Annotated in this window: 14 protein-coding genes, 1 tRNA gene and 1 pseudogene; 4 read left to right on the top strand and 12 right to left on the bottom strand. The window is 41.6% G+C overall.

Translation table 11 applies throughout. From position 1 onward, the window contains the following. Positions 1–249 (bottom strand): annotated as a pseudogene (locus VK664_RS25615) (ABC transporter permease); the annotation flags it as partial. Between the two features lie 358 nt (positions 250–607). On the opposite strand from VK664_RS25615, the gene VK664_RS25610 reads away from it, so the two are divergent. Beyond that, positions 608–1,300: a LytR/AlgR family response regulator transcription factor gene (locus VK664_RS25610; protein ID WP_461401567.1), complete on the top strand. Its 693-nt coding sequence runs from the start codon at positions 608–610 to the stop codon at positions 1,298–1,300. An 8-nt stretch (positions 1,301–1,308) separates the two neighbouring features. On the opposite strand, the gene VK664_RS25605 is transcribed toward VK664_RS25610, so the two are convergent. From VK664_RS25605 to VK664_RS25585, 5 genes are all read right to left on the bottom strand, one after another. Further along, positions 1,309–4,833 carry an ABC transporter permease/M1 family aminopeptidase gene (locus tag VK664_RS25605; protein WP_461401566.1) on the bottom strand — a complete coding sequence of 1,175 codons (3,525 nt, stop codon included), beginning with the start codon at positions 4,831–4,833 and terminating at the stop codon, positions 1,309–1,311. Further along, complete coding sequence (locus VK664_RS25600; RefSeq protein ID WP_461401565.1) at positions 4,826–5,722, bottom strand: ABC transporter ATP-binding protein; 897 nt, start codon at positions 5,720–5,722, stop codon at positions 4,826–4,828. The genes VK664_RS25605 and VK664_RS25600 overlap by 8 nt, the downstream gene beginning before the upstream one ends. A gap of 85 nt (positions 5,723–5,807) precedes the next feature. Further along, positions 5,808–6,014 carry a helix-turn-helix domain-containing protein gene (locus tag VK664_RS25595; protein ID WP_461401564.1) on the bottom strand — a complete coding sequence of 69 codons (207 nt, stop codon included), beginning with the start codon at positions 6,012–6,014 and terminating at the stop codon, positions 5,808–5,810. Position 6,015: 1 nt separating this feature from the next. After that, entirely contained in the window at positions 6,016–6,546 is a 531-nt protein-coding gene (locus tag VK664_RS25590) for a DUF2975 domain-containing protein (protein ID WP_461401563.1), read from the bottom strand. A 105-nt stretch (positions 6,547–6,651) separates the two neighbouring features. Continuing rightward, a complete protein-coding gene (locus VK664_RS25585; RefSeq protein ID WP_461401562.1) occupies positions 6,652–7,386 on the bottom strand; it encodes a DUF6089 family protein in 735 nt (244 codons plus the stop codon). A 381-nt stretch (positions 7,387–7,767) separates the two neighbouring features. Here VK664_RS25585 and VK664_RS25580 point away from each other — a divergent pair, with 381 nt between their 5' ends. Next, positions 7,768–8,235 carry an RDD family protein gene (locus VK664_RS25580; protein ID WP_461401561.1) on the top strand — a complete coding sequence of 156 codons (468 nt, stop codon included), beginning with the start codon at positions 7,768–7,770 and terminating at the stop codon, positions 8,233–8,235. Between the two features lie 23 nt (positions 8,236–8,258). Here the strand turns inward: VK664_RS25580 and VK664_RS25575 are convergent, their stop codons facing one another. The 4 genes from VK664_RS25575 to VK664_RS25560 all read right to left on the bottom strand — a co-directional run bounded on the left by VK664_RS25575 (position 8,259) and on the right by VK664_RS25560 (position 11,566). Next, entirely contained in the window at positions 8,259–9,434 is a 1,176-nt protein-coding gene (locus VK664_RS25575) for a dipeptidase (protein WP_461401560.1), read from the bottom strand. A gap of 214 nt (positions 9,435–9,648) precedes the next feature. Further along, positions 9,649–10,455, bottom strand: a complete 807-nt coding sequence (locus tag VK664_RS25570) for an SDR family NAD(P)-dependent oxidoreductase (protein WP_461401559.1) — start codon at positions 10,453–10,455, stop codon at positions 9,649–9,651. A gap of 124 nt (positions 10,456–10,579) precedes the next feature. Continuing rightward, entirely contained in the window at positions 10,580–11,191 is a 612-nt protein-coding gene (locus VK664_RS25565) for a 2'-5' RNA ligase family protein (RefSeq protein ID WP_461401558.1), read from the bottom strand. An 87-nt stretch (positions 11,192–11,278) separates the two neighbouring features. Beyond that, positions 11,279–11,566: a hypothetical protein gene (locus VK664_RS25560; protein WP_461401557.1), complete on the bottom strand. Its 288-nt coding sequence runs from the start codon at positions 11,564–11,566 to the stop codon at positions 11,279–11,281. A gap of 192 nt (positions 11,567–11,758) precedes the next feature. On the opposite strand from VK664_RS25560, the gene VK664_RS25555 reads away from it, so the two are divergent. Continuing rightward, positions 11,759–12,532, top strand: a complete 774-nt coding sequence (locus tag VK664_RS25555) for a DUF3891 family protein (RefSeq protein ID WP_461401556.1) — start codon at positions 11,759–11,761, stop codon at positions 12,530–12,532. 162 nt (positions 12,533–12,694) lie between these two features. Then, positions 12,695–12,765, top strand: a tRNA-Cys gene (locus VK664_RS25550). Between the two features lie 4 nt (positions 12,766–12,769). Here VK664_RS25550 and VK664_RS25545 read toward each other — a convergent pair. Beyond that, entirely contained in the window at positions 12,770–12,991 is a 222-nt protein-coding gene (locus VK664_RS25545; RefSeq protein WP_461401555.1) for an alpha/beta hydrolase, read from the bottom strand. Between the two features lie 284 nt (positions 12,992–13,275). Further along, complete coding sequence (locus tag VK664_RS25540; protein WP_461401554.1) at positions 13,276–18,333, bottom strand: T9SS type A sorting domain-containing protein; 5,058 nt, start codon at positions 18,331–18,333, stop codon at positions 13,276–13,278. Positions 18,334–18,580 lie beyond the last annotated feature (247 nt).

The raw sequence follows: 18,580 nt of genomic DNA, 5'->3' as shown, positions 1-18,580 counted from the left end.
CACCGGACCGAGTGGGAGGGGAGTTACCGTGTTTGTGAAAATCTGTCCTTCATTGTGTTCCTGCAACCAGGCCCGGTGTATCCTGTCTGCCTTGCTGTGGAAACGGTCAAAGCTCCACTCACTTTTTACAAATAATGCTATCAATATACAACAGGCTATTCCTACTCCGAAGCCTGAAACATTTATGATCGTATATCCCTTGTGGTGTTTAAGATAGCGGAGTGCCACTTTCAGGTAGTTTTTTATCATAATGCAGCCTTATTTGTAATGGTTATTGGTAACCCGGGTGTCATGGTCGTCTGAATACGGCAGATTTACGCAGTGAAAAATATGCCAGTTTACAATTATACTGCTTATCAATCAATAAGATCCAAGACAATACGAAAGTGTTCGTTTATGTTACAAAGGCTGTCCGTTTGCGATACAGCGAAATATCAATGAGAAAAAGAATTGAAGTTGTTATATTGAACAGGATTGACCGGTTAAAACCATGAAGGATCATCCATGAAGGATCATCCATGAAGGATCATCTATGAAGGATCATCTATGAAGGATCATCCATGATAAGTTTAACCTGGCTGACCCCGGCAACAAAGTCCGCATCTGAATGTCAAAAATTAATTGCATAATAGTAGAAGACGAACCCCTGGCGGTAAAAGTATTAACCGACTACCTGGGCCAGGTACCTTTCCTTGTGTTGCAGGCAACATTCAGGGATGCAATTCTTGCTACTGAATTCCTGAGAGAAAATACTACCGACCTTATTTTCCTGGATATCCATTTACCTAAATTAAAGGGGATGGCATTTTTAAAAACACTGGCTTCGCCACCTGCTATTATCATTACCACTGCCTATCATCAGTATGCGGTAGAGGCCTTTGATCTGAGCGTTACGGATTATCTTTTAAAACCATTCGACTTTGAAAGATTTTTAATAGCAGTAAATAAAGTAAAGTCAGCCGTTAAGGAAAAACCTGAGTCGTCAATAACGGCAGAATCAAAAGACTTCATTTTTTTAAATGTTCAGAAGAAGAAAGTGAAGGTCTTATTTTCAGAAATTGTTTACGTAGAAAGCCAAAGGGAATATATAAAGATCGTTACCACTAAAAATGAATTTATTTCCAAGATGAGTACGCATGAAATGGAAGCGCTGCTGCCACCCCGGCTTTTCAAGCGGGTACATCGTTCCTTCATTATTTCAGTTAGCAGGATAGATTGCTATACAGCTGAAATTGTAGAGGTAAATGGAATTCCTATCCCAATAGGCAGGGGATATAGGGATGTAATAGAAAATTTATGAAGTCATGGTCAGTTAATCTCAACATTCTTTTCATTGTCCTTTAAGAACAGGTCAATCAAACTCAGATCAGGATCCATTTTTATATACATTGGTTTTTCCTTACTAACGAACGATCCGTTTATTAAGCCAGCTGATACAGGAAAGTAACGGGTAACTTCTTTGCCATCATCGGAAACGCAGGTAACAGCGATTTTTTCATCAACAGCTATCACCCGTTTATTTCCCTTTCCATCTTCAAGAAACTTTAAAACCTCGCCCCTGAATGTTACTTTATACCCTTCAGGAATTTTCGTACCGGAAACGGATTTCAACTTCAGATCGTAGATTATGATTTGTTTGAATAGTTCATCCACTTTGTGCTGCATTCCTGGTGGTGTCACCCCTCGCAACTCATCAAGGAAATCCTGCGTGGTGGGTGGAACTTTCGGATATGCGCGAGCGATTAACAGTGATGCAAGAGCGCGGTTCAATGCCTTTTCACCGATAAGGAGTTGAAGTTGATACAAAGCCACCAGTCCTTTATTATAAGCAAGGTGTGGGGTATTATAAGTTGTTTTGTAGATTGGTGTTTCCTGCGAATAGCTCCTGCTGCTTAAATAAGTATCGAGATGCTGCCTGACTATCTCAAGGGCAGCTTTTTTCCCATGTTCCTGTTGATAAATCATTAACGCAATATAATTTGCTATGCCTTCCGTAAGCAACCAGCCGCCTTCCCGGATTTCAGGGGTTATAGGTGTTCCGCCCCACCATTGATGCGCAAGCTCATGGGCAGCCAGGCCGTTGATAACATCATGTTCAGAACTATCGGACAGATTATTATAGAAGCCACCATTTTCTTTCATATAAATGATAGTTGGATATGCAGTTGCGGCAAACCCATCTGCAAACGCAGATATTTCTGCGAAACGTATTATCCGGTGGGGGTAGGCAACGAAGTTGGAATCAAAATAAGTTAATGTCCGCTTTGCCCCCGCAATCAGTTTGTCTGCGTTTACATTGTGCCTTTCATCAAAATAAATCTCTATAGGGATATTTTTATGATAAGCTTTTTTTACTTTATAGCGGGCTGAAGAAACCGCGAATCGAAATGGTATAGGCTTATCGGTAATATAACGAAAGTAGTGCTGGCTATCGGCTTTCCATTCATTCACCAGGATGCCTGTGCTGATTGCTGTCTGGTCTTCCAGTGTTGAAATAGTGAGATCCAGGTTTATATATCCATGGTCATAATCCGGCATTGATGGGGCTTCTACCAGTTTCAACAGGTCCTGGGGTGCCATCTTTCTTTTTGTTCTTTCGATGCTGTTTGTTATTTCATTGTCTTCATGATATCCGAATGAAGGAAAGTACCTGCTTATCCTGATAAAAGTACCATTCTCAATGATGGAGTTAAAAGCCTGGTGCCCGGTAAAAGTGGACCATCCTGAACTGAAACTGAATTGAATGATGCAGGTATCAGAGGGCGAAATGGGTTTAGTTAACACATACCAGTAATGATGAAAAGAGGTATCGTTTTTAAACAGGCCCGGGCTTTCGATCTTTATTGACTTAAGCGTGATCTCTGCCGGCATGTATAGCAGGATACTGTCTATATTGCCAGCGGTTTTATTTATGAGATGATATCTTCCGGAGACATGGTATTCCTGTTGGGAAGGTTTCAATTGGACCAAAGCTTTTACATCTGTAACAGTAAGCAACGGTAATTCTTTATATTGCTTATACTTTAGTTCATATTCCTGTTTCCATTCATTTAGTCTAGTCCCTTTCAGTATGTTGCTATTAATATGTGTTTCACGAAAAATATAATATCCGGAAATTGTTCCGATAAGAATCATAGAACTAAGAAGAACCTTTGTTGTTTTACTAGCTAGTCTGAACCTCCGTTGTATGATTGATGGCAAAATAAGTACTAATGCCACAGCAAGTGATCCATGGAAAATCATTTTCCAATGAAAAGCTGTTTTGTATCCACCAAATCCATTCATATCACCATAAAAGATTTGAAAAGGATCGCCTATCCTCAACATTGGGCTTGTTAGTCCTAACATAAGTCCAAAATTTGTGCTGGTTAAAAGGACGACGCCTGTCGCTATCGCAAGTCCGGCATATTTATTATTAACCACTAACTGGATGGACGTAATCAGCACTGTGGCTATCAGTAGTGGTAAAGCAGTAAAATAGAATAACGACAGGTAAATGGTAAGATCGATGATTTGGAAGCCATTGATCACCTGGAATACAATTCCTGCAATTATGCTATTTGCGATCAATAACAATGGTAGAGTCATAATCGAAACCAGTTTTGAAAGCACTATTGTTCCAGGATTTGCTGCCGTGCTGAGTTCGATGTAATGAAAGCCGGCTAATCGACTCTTCCAGATTAATTCCGCACTATAAAACAATATAACCAGCATGCAGTAAAATGGAATAGTTTCCATTATAGTAGAAACTATAAGACCTGTTCTCGCAAAATTACTTCCCAGTCTTGGATCACCGGCAATAGCATTGGCTATTTCAACAGATAAAATAAAGGTTAATAATATCAGTATAAGAACAAGAGGAATACCTTTCAATACCGAGCGAAGGTTCAGCTTTAGAGTACTTATGAAAACTGCAATATTGTGCCGGTATGTTTGTGTTTCAATACCTGCTGACCGATAGACAATATCCGGCCTCAAGGCTATCACCTTTGTAGACTTCTTTAACGGTTTGATTGGCTCTGTGATAAAAGAAAATCTTTTGTAGGAAAAAAGAAGCACTAAAAACGAGATAAGGCACCATATAACCCTGTTAAATAAAAAGTTTCCGCTCAATGAAAGTTGTTGTTCATTTCTTTCAACCGCTGTCCAGTATCGTGTTTGTTCAAAGAAAGCTGCCATTCCGAATGGATCCAGTTTGGCAAACAAAGACATTTGTTCAGGTGAAGCCGGGTTTGCACCCGCTATGAGTGGCGAGTTTGCATATATTGAACCAACTATGTAAAAAATATAAATACACAGGCCGGTGATATAAATGACGAGTTTATTTCGCGTTAACCAGGCTGTGCTGCAGATCAGGCTCACACAGAAAATGGCGTTTGGAACCGCAAGAGCCAATAACGGGAACAGGTAGTTAATCAGTTTGTAGCTACCGACTTTGTCTGGTGGCAATGAAGAGATGAGATGACCGACCCACAAACCCAATTCAGCCATTGCAATGCAAAAGCTTATTATGAACACCATCGCAATCACACGGGTAAGGAGATAAACATGTTTCTCAAGAGGCAATGCATATAAAACCGCAGCAAACCGGGAATCCTGTTCGCGCTGAAAAGAATGAGCCACAAGCAGGGTTGTAGCAAAGATCAGGAGTAAAGAAAAAATACCCGTTATATATGTTATCTCATAAGGAGAATTTTTATTGATGTTTGGAAAACCAATGGATGAATTTGAACCGGCTAATAACCCAATAATCAGGAAAATGATCAGATTGACATATAGCACTGGCCGACGCAAGAAAAATGACCCTTCAAATGCAAGCAATTGTTTAAACATAAGATTCGGTTTTATCCTGTTGATCTGATAAGGTGATGAAATATACATCTTCGAGGTCGGCCCTGACTGATTCAAAACCTTCACCTGGAAGGCCGCTGTTCAATACACGGATAATAAGTTTACCTGCATTAAGCCTGGAAGATATTACGCGGTGATTATCACGATACCGGGCCAGTTCAGATTTGTTAATTGTTTTGAGCCAGATTTTATTTTCCAGTTTTTGTAATAAGTCTGATGGATGACCCTTGCTTAATACGCATCCGTCTGCAATTACAGCCATATCTGTGCACAAATCTTTTACATCTTCAACAATATGGGTGGAAAGTATTACGATGATATGTTCGCCGATTTCACTCAGCAGGTTATTGAATCGGTATCTTTCTTCAGGATCGAGGCCTGCTGTGGGTTCATCAACGATGATGATTCGCGGATCACCTAATAGTGCCTGGGCAATACCGAATCGCTGGCGCATGCCACCTGAATAAGTGTTGACTGCCTTATGCTGGTGTTGCTGCAGATTTGTTTGTTCAAGCACTGATATCACCTGCTGTTTTCTTTGTGCTTTATCAACAACTCCTTTCAATACAGCTATATGGTCCAGTAGTACATAAGCAGATATCCGGGGATAAACACCAAACTCCTGCGGAAGGTATCCCAGGTTTTTCCGGATATAAAGCGGATCATCAATGATATTTACACCATTGAATTTGATGCTTCCTTCATCAGGTTTTTGCAAAGCTGCGATGGTTCGCATAAGCGATGATTTACCTGCCCCATTCGGACCCAGCAGACCAAACATGCCATTGCCGATCTCGAGGGTAACATCGTTGATAGCCCTTACCCCATTTGCGTAAGTCTTTTTAAGACCGTTGATTGTTAATATGTTCATTGTAATTTTTTCGCGATGCATTTGGTTAGGACATAGGATACCCGTTCCCGTTAGGGATAAAAAAAAATAGCGATATTGCGGTGTATTATTGTTCCCGGAACTCTATGATATCCCCGGGTTGACATTTAAGTTCCCTGCAGATTGCCTCAAGGGTGGACAACCTGATAGCCTTTATTTTCCCGGTTTTTAAAATGGAAAGGTTTACTGTAGTTAAGCCAATCTTTTCAGCCAGTTCATTCGACTTCATTTTTCTTTTTGCCAGCATTACATCCAGGTTGATTATGATAGGCATGTTATAAAGTTAAATCTTGTTCTTCCTGTAATAAAAGTCCCTGCCTGAACATCGCAGCCATGAAATAAGCAAATATTCCTATGATAAAATGAAGACAGGTGATAACAACAATATCAGCCAGCGACTCACCGATAAAAAAATAAAACAGCAGAATTGACAAAGGCACCACCAGGTTTAGTAAATAGAACCGGCTAAGATCTTTTACTGATTTAGGCGTAAATAATTTTTCCCTGCTGAATGCATAAAAAACTTTTGATAACAACCACAAGAAAATACCATAACCAAATAAAATGGCAAGCATGGTAAACATGTAAATGTTTGTGTCATCACCAATCAGGAATGGAGTTCTTGTGAATGGATAAAAAATATGAAAACTTCCCGGTTCAAATATTTCCAGTGGTACCCAGGCAGAGGGCGACAGTCTATAAGCCATAAATGCCACAAATGCATAAAGGCCGGTGGCCAGGTATAACCAGGCGGCTACCCTTGTGATATAAAATAAAATCCGTCCCAGTCGGCGAGCTGTTCCCATATTCGGTGTTTTTCAACACAAACATAAACAAATTAACGATAAACGATAATTTATTTATGTTTTATTTTTTTTTGGGATGCTGTTAGCGGGCGATTTCGTAAACATTTAAAACCTTACGACCGGGCAGCCATATTGTGATTTATTCCAGAAAGAGTAGGCGAGTCCGATTGAGTATTTGAAATATTTGTCATTCCTGTTTGGAGTACCAGACTTACTGTATCCATCAATGTAGTCGCTTGAAATATATCTGAATGAGGCCTCCGGTATTATTGAGAAACGTTCACTGATTTCGTAACGCATTCCAATACCAACCGGAATAACTGGTATTTGTGCCGGTAACGGTGTTGCAAGGTCTTCTTCAAGATCGGCGGTGACTGATGTCCCGACAAAATACTCGGGATTGTAATTACTGTAGTCACGGGTTACATTTACGAAAACTATGCCTGCACCTGCGAAGACATAAGGCTTCAACCTGCCATTGAACCTGGCTGGTATCCATATCAATGATGCCGCTAACTCATTTATACTGGTCTCAAACGCGAAATTTCTTTGTGAGCGCCATTCGGGTTTAGAAAATTTTGCATCATCTCCCTTTAATCTTCCTGTATTAAACTCTACCCTGGCCGATAGTGATGTTGTGATTTTTCGGGTAACCTGCATTCCGATTGCCAGGCCAGGCGTTTTAAATGATCCGGCATAGGAAGGGGCGAGATCACCCTGGTAAATATAGCTTCCCACATTTATACCAACTTCATATTTAAAAGGATCAACCTGTGCATTGACATCCTTTGTGGAAAAGATAATAAGCGTAGCTATAAAAATTGGGAGCTGGTAATTCATTTTTCTTACAGTTTTACAGTGACAATTGACCATATTGATACAAAAACATAATGCGCGATAATCAAATGTGTAGATGTTTACTGATCAGTAAAATGAATATTGTATTAATGGTGGTTAGATTAAATCAAAAAAGGTGCCTGTTATGGGTGGGGAGATTTTTACAACCCTGGCCCTTTGACTTTCATTGTCCAGGATGGGGTGCCTAAGACTATGTTTCGATGAATCCGGGATTTGTAACCGCGAACGGGTGGCGGGGAATGCAGTGCCGGCAAGTCTTGCTGCCTGGTATAATTAAAAAGTGAATATTACGTTATAATTACGATATCAAAAGCTATAATTGCAGTATCAAGAACTGTGAACCCTGAACCTAATCTTAGTCATATGCAAACCCAATACGAACAGCCAACCCAGGATATTCTCACACCCGAAGACTATCGCACCAGGGCTGACACAGGAAAAAGATTTTTGAATTATCTTATTGATGTGCTTGCCTTTTATGCATTAATTATCGTGGTGGGAATGTTTCTCGCACTCTCTTCACCTGCCATTGCAGAAAGCCTGGCAGAAACGGACACAGATAATTTTGCGCTGATCGACAATTTGTTTACACTTGTTCTATATGGCCTTTATATGTCTGCCGTTGAAGCGATATTTAAAGGAAAATCTTTGGGAAAGTTAATTACCAAAACACGTGCCGTAAATCTCGATGGAAGCCGCATTAGTACAAGTACCGCCTTTGCCCGTGGCTTTAGCCGGGCCGTGCCTTTTTGTGTTTTCAGTGCTTTTGGTTCGCCCTGTAATCCATGGCAGGATAAATGGACCAATACAATTGTGATTGATGAAAAATAAAGGGAGTTTAAAATAATGACAGTTTATTGCACGTTCTTTTGATTTGCTTTCAAAACCCGTAGAAAATTGCCACCCAGAATCTTGTTTATATCGCGTTTGGTGTAACCCCTTTCAACAAGAGCTTTCGTGATCAATGGATAAGTAGTGACATCGTCGAGTTGTTTAGGAGGTGCTTCAATGCCATCAAAATCAGAACCGATACCAACATAGTCGGCACCAACTAATTTTATGATGTATTCGATGTGTTGAATCAACAGGTCGAATGGTGCATGCAAAGATGCTGCTTCTTCTGCATATCTGGAAGCAATATAGTCATCCGCTAAATACTCCGGTTTACCACTTTGTCTCAGAGAATCCCATTCAGCTTTATGCTTTCCCAGGAATTCAGTTTTCTTTTTCATGAAATTACTGTCAAGGAATCCTGAGTAGAAATTAATCTGGATCACACCACCGTTTTTCGCAATAGCCCGGATCTGGTCATCCTTCAGATTTCGTTGGTGAGGGCACAATGCGTAGACGGAACTATGCGAAGCTATGATGGGTTTATTTGTGGTTTGTATCACATCAGCAAAAGTTTTTTCGCCTACATGACTGATGTCAACGATCATTCCCAACTTGTTCATTCGCTGAACAACCTGTTTACCGAGGCCGGTAAGTCCTTTTTGGGTTAAATCTTTTTTGAATGTTTCGTCAAATGCACTGGTGGCCCAGCTGGTAGAATTGTTCCAGGTCAGCGTCATATATCTTACACCACGATTATACAGGCTGTCTAATTTATTAATATCATCTTCGATCATATGACCACCTTCAACACCTGCCATCGCGGCAATTTTGTGTTGTCGTACTATCTTAGACAATTGCCGGCTGTTTGCAACCTTTACAATTTTATCAGGGTTTCTGTTAACTACTGCATCAAGAGTATCCAGCTGACGGTTTGCATATTGATATGGTTCTTTCTTATCCCCATCGCACCAGACTGAAAATAACTGGGCATCTAAACCTCCTTGTTTCCAACGGTTCAGGTCACTGTGCGTTTTGCCTTTAAGATCAGTATCTATGATCACACCCTTTTCGATATTTTGTGTAAGGATGTCATTGTGTGTGTCGATGAAGATTGCTTTCCGATGTATTTTTTGAAATGACTGTGAAGTTGCGTAATGTGATATAAAAATGCAGATCAATAAAGACAATCCTCTCATGGTATAGTTATATTTCTGTTTTGATAAAGACGCTAACGGTTATCTGCAAGTTTACAACTAAAATAGCATAGTGACAGTTAGGCCTGTAGATATCAGGCATCCAGGTTGCCGGACCCTGTAAAGTAACAGGATATATTGTTGGTCCGATTAAGGAACTGACTATGTTGTTGGCAAGTTAAGTAACTGACTATACATTGTAGGATTAAGTAACTGATTATATGGTTGGCGGGTTTTTTACGCGATAATTCAGGCTGGCAGTAGTGCCCGACGTTACGTCGATTGTAACGCCTGTAATGCTGTTAGCCATGCCGGAAGCCAGGAATACAGCAACATTTGTAATGTCTTCCATTGGTGGCAGTTTCTTGAGCATGGTATCGGCTTTCATTTTTTGAAGTACAGGTGCCATTATATCGGGGTGATTTTCTAAAGCCTCTTTGAAAACCCTGGAATCAGGAGAACCTCCTGAGCGTATATTGACAACCCTGATACCATAGATACCCAGCTCCGAAGCAAGGTTCCTGGATAAACTTTCAATAGCGCAACAGGTAGGTGCAAACCCGCCTGTATAAGGATAACCGATTCCTCCTGGAGTAGCTGTAAGGGATAAAATCACACCTGATCGTTGTTTCATCATCACTTTGCCCGCTGCAACCGAGGTAAGAAACCTGGTTTGCATGGAAATTGTTATCGGTTGTATAAAATCGGTGACTGACATGTCGACCAGGGGAATATCCTGGACCACATCGGTTCCGGTAAGATTAAAAGATATATCAACTGTACCTGCCAGTTGTACTACTTTGTTTATATGATCCCGGATAGCTATCTCGTCTGATGCGTCAACTTCGTCTGTTTCTGCCATTCCACCCGATGTCTTAATTTGTTCTGCCACTTTATTGACTGAATCAATATGCCGACCGGCTAAAAATACCCTGGCTCCGGCAGCTGCAAATGCTTTTGCAACTTCACCACCCAATGATCCACCCGCTCCGTAAATAATGGCATTTTTATTTTTTAGGATCATGTTTTTCTTTGGCTTTAGTTAAGTGAGTCGAACAGATATATCCTCAAACTTACGATTGAATATTCAATTAAATGAGTGGTGACTTACACTCACCACTTGTTGCTATAACCGGTCTTCGGGCACCTTAAAATAATTTTCCCTGGATGGAAGGCAAGGTCCTGTTCTCAAATGAGAACCTGTGGACGAGCTGCCATTTTTGGTAATGCGTAAGACGACGTAACAATATCATTTCGCTGGCAATAAAACTGCTGTTAAAGGTTGCGTCCTTATATTTCAGCCAGCTCTTTTCAAATACATCCGGCCTCAGTTTCCGGACGATGCCGATATGTGGCTGAAGCATGATCATTGGTTTTGTTTCCTTATTCACCTGCAATAGTCCCTTTGCATTGGAACGAATATTTTTAGCAAGGCTATTGATGGGCGAATTTTCATCCACTGCGATATAAATGGAGTGTGTGGGAAAGCTTCCAAAGTTTTGGAGTTTAATTTCTAATGGTGCAAAAAATGAAGCAACATACTGAAACATGTTGACTACTTTTTCCTCCATGGTTTCATATTGAAGAAATAGTGCAAGGGCGAGGCTGGGTCTTCCTTTTATTTTATGATGGGTTTCAAACGTTTTATGATAATCTTCCCTGATTTCGATTACCTCCTTCTGGAGTAAATGAGGCAGGCTAAGAATCAGGAAATATTCATAGACATCATATCCCGGCAATGCGGTGCCTTTTAGCTTCATCCGGTTCTTTAGGTCAATACAGCAAAACTTTTACCACTATACCGAAGCCAGACTTCAGTATATAAAATTCGTTGGATTCAAGCCTTATTAGTTCCATATTTGGAATGTAAGCAGTGGCCTCTTTAACATAAAACGATCATCTGCTTCTGAGTCAATATTCATCGCATTTATGGTATCTGTTTTTTCATAGTATTCTCCGGGTTCCTTTTCACTTGCCTTGATGATCCCCGAAGGCCGTTCGTAAGAATAGTTCAGGACAAAAGCATGACCAGCTTTCATATCTTCAAAGAAATGTTTATCCGGTGACTCGTTCTGTGCGGTATCTTTGAAACGGCACAATAGTATGGCCAGTTTCTGACTTCCCTGAGGTTTCATAAATTAAGGTTTAGAGGGTGATAAAAGAATTTACCAGCCAGTGGAGGTAACTGTTGTAAAGTTAATCTTCCTTTATTGGTTTACCTATACTCCAAACCGGGTGGTACCTACGGTTTTGCTAAAAAACTTCAAGCATGAACATCCGGCACCGCGGTCCGTAATTTGATTCCTTTATTCCAAAATATTTTGTACATGATCGTTAACTATTGTGAAGATGGCTGGGAGGTGATAACTCAAAGAACCCATGGAATAGTCGCAGCCCAACTTGCCTTTAACTGGCGTATCAAAGATCGGCCTGAGCGTTGGGTGGAAACGGTACTCGCGATAGCTGAACATGATGATGCAGAAAATGAACTGGATGGAGAGAGACTAGTTACTCCCGCTGGAGGGCCATTGAATTTTGACATGAAAAGTTTCGAACTCCCGCATTGCAAAAAATTAGCTTCCCTGACAATAACAAAGAGCCGTTACATTTCCCTACTTACCTCCATGCATATGGAGTTTTTGTATGGAGATGATGAGCCCGGATCCTCACAGGCAAAACAATTCCTGGATGAACAACGATCACTCCAGGCGATCTGGAGAAAAGAACTTAAACTTACCAAAGCAGAATCGATTCGGATCTACAAACTGGTTGAATGGTGTGATGCACTATCACTACTAATATGTAAAGGAGATATGCAGCCGGAAGAAAGAAGTCTCGAAATCAGCACTGGTCCTGATGACACGACTTATTATCTTACCCAGACAGAAGAAAATACTCTGACCATAAATCCATGGCCGTTTGAAGCAGATAATTTTATTGTCCGGTATGATTCAAGATTGATCAGCACAATACAATTTAATTCGTCTGAAGAGTTCAGAAAGGCTTTCCTTGAAGCATCAATAAAAGAAAAGATCTGGACGATCTCGAAAGCAGCCAAAAAAAATTCTACTGCTAAAGCCCGGAATAAGCTACAAAAATAATAGTTGGATAAATATTCCCCGTAACATGGATTATACATAATCCCCATTGAAGCAATGTTAAAAAATTTGATTGGTGGAAGAAATTAATAGTTAAGTCTACAAAAAATGTAGACTAATTAGCTATATTTGTTGAATCATAAATTGTTGTAAATAATTCAATATAGCCCTGTGGCCGAATGGTAAGGTAAAGGTCTGCAAAACCTTCTACGGCGGTTCGATTCCGTCCGGGGCGTCAATTCATGGGACACAAAAAAAACCATCCCTAAAGATGGTTTTTCTATATTTATTATTTTGCTTTTTGATTGCCTGTTTAAACCGTATTTGTCCAGGCTTGTTTGTCTGGTGATTCCCAACTGTTTTGTTCAACACGGGTAAACGCCGATGGATCAGACTCTTCCCATTTTGTTGCCAATGGTCAGCGCCCGATCCATGTAAACCCGGAATTATCAGAAATTTCATACGCTACGATTTTGTATACTCTACAGGAGGCGGTCAGTCCCGAGCCAGTAACTTCTGAAGAGACTGTTTTTCTCAGAATAACGGGATAATCATTCGCTTCCGTTATCTTGATTTCTTTTGGTTCAAAACCATTTAAACTGAAAACAAAAACGGTATCCTGATTTTCGACATCAATGTAAAATGCACCATCAGGCTGAGTACCCGATATTTTCTTTGTGCCTTTGATAGTAACTGAAAAGGGGTCGCAAAACTGCGACCCCCTTGTAAATCTTTGTTTTAAATTATTATAGTTGCACTTTGGCTATTCTTTTAATGATGACTTTATTGCCAAACTCAACTTTTAAAGTATACACTCCATTGTTCAACACACCGAAGTTTGAAATCTGGATTGGTGTAATTCCTGCATGAACATGTTCATTGGTTGTTTTCACTATACGTCCAAACTGGTCAATGATAGTTATCCTGGCATTGCCTTCAGCAGGAGTGATCAGGTCAAAGCTTACCTGTTGGTAGAATGGATTGATAAGATTCCTGATCTCAACATCAAGTTTGGCAGGGCTCAACAAAACGACCCTTGTATATTCCTGCCCATTTGCTTCTTTCACAAGCACGCGAAAATAGGTCGCTGATTTCAATATCTCAGGATCCGTGAAATAGTATCGTTCGGCTGCACTCGATGCGGTCTTTCCCCTAATGGTAGCAATGGCTTTATAACTTGAACCATCCATACTTTTTTCAACGATATATACCAGTCCGGCTTCCTCATTTGTACCTGACCAGCTAAGATTTCCAAAGTTGTTCTTCAGCCTTCCCGTAAGTGGTGTCACCCTCGTCTTCAACACATACATACAGTTGTTTACCATGATCTGGATAGTTCGGATAGCGCGGAATGAACAATTTATGTCCGATAGATTATCGGCTGAGCTCGCAACCCTTAATCTGAACTGGTTTCTATGTGTTGCTGAATCTCCCGGAACAGCTGGTCCCTGTGCTGTGTATTCATGGTTGCCGCTAACAAGCGCCGGGATTGTATTGCCTGCATATCCTGTACTCAGCCAGGTAGTACCACTATCAACACTTTTTTCCCAGATCCAGTGAGTAAAGTTGTCGTAATAACTGATTACCTGGGCAGATAAGGTCCGGCCATCGCCATAACAAATTCCCACTACTGAACTATCCGGATTTGTAATCAGTGTTGGCGAACAGGTTGCAACACCGATATCATCAATGGCCCAGTCATTACCACCACCGCCCGGTGCATTGTTCCTGATAAATATTACCATCTCTGTTTCCGTTGGCCCCGTTCGATAGGTGAATCCTTTTTTGACCCATTGCCCGGTATAAGCCATGTCACCGGTTGTATAATAATCATGACCGTTTATGTTGAAGGTGAGGTTAGGATGTACGCCTGATGAGTCACCGGGGCCTGTTGGAATATAATTAGCGGTGCGAGCGCCCACGCCATTTGAGTCAACACCACATTTGCTACATATGTTTCTAAACCATGCTGAATACTCATAAGATGTATTCGGACAAAGATTTCTTACCGTATCCTGGAAAGCAGTGTCGGCCCGGTATGCAGCATTGATCACTACCATATAGCCACCGCTCGCGCCGTTGTTGACATCCGCTGGCAGATTACCGGCCAGCGGGTCCGATGCGCCGGTGTGGTCACCAATGATGTCCCAGACATCGTAAACCCTTGTGGTACTTCCTATCGGATCATTTGGGTTGATCGAATAATTAGCCAGACTGTCGGAACTGGTGTTATTAGACACGCCATAGAAGTAGTCACCGGGTGCATTGGTCGTAAACCTTGCATAGGTATAGTTAGTGGGAACTTTGCCGGATGATTCGCGGTTTTTAGTGGTGCCGCTCCCGAATGTACCACCGTATTCAGAAAGAATTCCGTTTGTACCAATTGTATTAGTACAGATACCATAGTTCTGATAGACCATCGCCGGAGTCGGGCCGTAAGCGATAGCCACTGCTGAATTGAATGCGTCAGTTACATTGAAGTTGAATGTTCCGCCACCCAATTGCAACACCGTTGCAAACGGAACGCTGTTTACATTCACCCGGAAGGAAACCATGATTACACTACCTGGCTTATCGCCCTGTTTCATCATACCACCTGAAGTCTGGGACGCATCTTTTCCCAGGTTAATTGTTACGTTAGATCCTGAGATTGTACCGGGATCTCCATCAGCAGCATCCGTCCATTGTCTGAATATTTTTCCTTCGTTTGTCAGAATTCGTAGCGTGCCTGGGACATAGGTGGTATTAGTAGGAATAATATCATTATAGGAAGCATTGTATATCGAGTTTCCGCGCAGATTAAACACTGCTCTTATTTCAAGTTCATCGCCCGGTTCAATGGTACCGCCCCCTGCTCCTTTAGTGATATTTGCATAAGTCTTACCATAATGATAAGTGGCTAGCAGTGGAGTTGCTATACAGATATTAAAATTCCAGGTAACAACGGTTTGTGCCGTTGTCGGCTCATTGCTGTATACTCTTACATAATAAGTTTGTCCCATCGTAAAACCAACGCCGGTCGGCACGGTAGTTAAGGAATTCACCGTTGACCGATTGCAGTTAATATTTGTGAATGATCCGCAGGTGCCTTCAAGAATCTGAACTCTCAGCCCTGAAGCTGTAAGTTGTGCGCCTGCACCGGTCATACGTACCTCTTGGTAAGGTTGAGAAGCAACAAATTTGTACCATACATCCGGAGACGCAGCATTACCGCAGTCACCGGGAATACCTGGTGAGCTGTTTGCGTTCATCAGGTTCCCGACGGTATTCGCACCGCAGGTATTAGTATTACTGGGGATAAGATCGGTTGCATTCACGCAATCATCGTTTGCGGGTGCCGGCGGTTCATTTATACAGATGTTGAATCCGCTGTTTTGTGTATTGGGTATAGTTGCAGCGATAGAATAAATCCTGACATAATATGTTTGACCCGGTACCAGGTTTGCAAGGTTCCAGGTTGATCCTGTTGAGCAACCGATAGAAGTAAAACTTCCGGGTGTACCTGACAGCACCTGGATGCGTGCGCTGCCGAATGCCGAGCCAAGCCCTGAAAGGGTGATAGTAGGATTGACTCGCTGAGCTGTAAACCGGTACCAGACATCATATTTGTCGGTACCTGTACAGGCAGTACCACCAGGGATCGGGTTATACATTGCGTTGCCAACTGTACCGGTAACATTCACGCAACTTCCTATGACAGAAGTTAAATCAATAACACCGGCTGGCTCATCATTAACAGGAGTTGGAGGATCCGTTATACAAATATCAAAATTGGCATTTGCATTTGGAGTTGCCACAACACTAAGATGAGCCCTTACATAATATTGAGTTCCGATTGTAAGATTCATCGCAGCTGTAATTGTACTGGCCGCATTTACACATGACTTTGTGATAAAGGTTCCAAAACTACCTTCAAGGACTTGTATCCTTAAATTCGTGCCTAAAGCCGAGCCGGGGTTTGAAACTGTTATTATTGGATTGGTCGATTGCGCGATAAAAGTGTACCAGGCATCTGGTCCCGTAACATTACAAATTGCGGCATCCCCTGATGTTGGAATGGTATTCGCCAGGGTCCCTGTTGTGGGCGTAATACAGGTAGCTCCGGATGTCAGTGCTATTGCGCCTGTGTAATTATCATTTACCGGTGGCGGAGGATCTGTAATACATATATCGAAACCGGCATTAGCATTAGGTGTTGCACCTGAGTTGAGGTAAATTCTTATGTAATATTGTGTACCTATTGTTAGTGTTAAAGGAGCAGTCAATAATGTCGCAGCATTGTTACAGAATTTAGATGTAAAGGTGCCGAATGTTCCAGTCAGTATTTGTATACGGGCATTTCCACCGAAGCCTGATCCTATGTTTGCGACTGCAATTACCGGGTTCACCGATTGCGCTGTAAAAGTATACCATACATCGCCGGTTGTTGGCACACAAAGGGCCGGGTCACCGGAGGTAGCGCTTGCATTAGCCAGGTTCCCCGTTGTTGGTGTAATGCAGGTAGTTCCCGATGTTATTGCTATGGCGCTTGTATATGCGTCATTCACCGGTCCGGTTACATCCGTTATACAAATATCAAAACCGGCATTGGCATTTGGTGTGTTGAATGTACCGTTAAGATGTATCCTTATGTAATATTGGGTTCCAATAATTAACGATAGAGGGGAGGTCAGGGCTGAGGCCGGAGTATTACAAAATTTTGTTGTAAAACTTCCAAATGTGCCTGCGAGAACCTGTATCCTGAGATTTCCTGCGAGGCCTGCTCCAGGATTGGTAACTGCAATTACAGGGTTTACAGATTGTGCGGTAAAAGTATACCAAACGTCACCTGTTGTTATATTACAGATTGCTGCATCTCCGGGAGTCGCACTGGTATTGGCCAATGTGCCTGTTACCGGTGTAACGCATGTTGCTCCGGATGTCAGGGGTACTGCACTTGTATAAGTATCGTTTGAAGGGCCGGTTACATCTGTTATACAGAGATCAAAATTTGCGTTCGCGTTAGGGGTACTAGCAATGCCATTAAGATGTATTCTTATGTAATACTGATTGCCGATAATAAGCGACAGGTTTGTTGTTGCCAGTATTGCCGGTGTATTGCAAAATTTTGTTGTAAAGGTTCCAAAAGTGCCGGTAAGTATTTGTATCCTCGCGTTGGCGCCAAAAGCAGATCCGGGATTTGTAAAAGATATCACTGGGTTCACGGACTGTGCGGTAAATGTATACCAGACATCACCGGTCGCAACGTTGCAGATTACAGGATCGCCTGAAGTGGGACTTGCATTCGCCAGGGTTCCTGTGATGGGGCCGATGCATGTAGCGCCGGAAGTTATAGTTATCGCAGTTCCATAATTGTCATTTAACGGTGCAGTTACATCTGTAATACAAATATCAAAATTGCCCAGTGTTGTTGGAGCAGTGGCACTGGTTGAAAAAACCCGGAGATAATATGTTGTTCCGATAGTCAGTGACAAATTTGCTGTAAGTGCTGCAGTGGTAGTACCAATATATTTACTAACCATTGTACCAAAGGTTCCGGACAAGACTTGTATACCTGAAGCGGTAAAGTTGGATTCAATAGCAGATACATTTATTACAGGGTTTACTGAAGTCGCCGTAAACTGGTACCAGGCATCATAACCGGTTGGGGTATTAATCGCTGCATCTCCTGCAGTTGGTGTTGCATTTATAACTGTTCCTGCAATATTTGAACAGGTCAATCCCGGAGTAAGTATAGTTGCACCTGTATAAAGATCATTAACCGGGGCCTGGGCAGAAACAGTGAAATTGCCCAGGACTGTCATTAATAATAGGATGACTATTCTTAGTGGCCACTTCACAAGGGTCGGGTAGGTTTGCACGGATAGGTGGATTTAAGGTAGATTTGAAACAGTATAAAACCAGTTTAGACCCGGCCGCGTTGCATTAGTATTTTTACTGTCGATTGGGGTTTTTTACTATTGCATGAGTCAAAACACATATTAGTTTTACATTGCAATTAATAACGGGTATAAGAGAATAATATTATATTTCGCGAAATAAACCAGTAGC

The sequence above is a fragment of the Flavitalea sp. genome (genome assembly GCF_035489435.1).
GTDB lineage: Bacteria > Bacteroidota > Bacteroidia > Chitinophagales > Chitinophagaceae > DATHKG01.
Note: the sequence above shows the minus strand (reverse complement) of the source record. Positions and strands in the feature narration are given on the sequence as shown.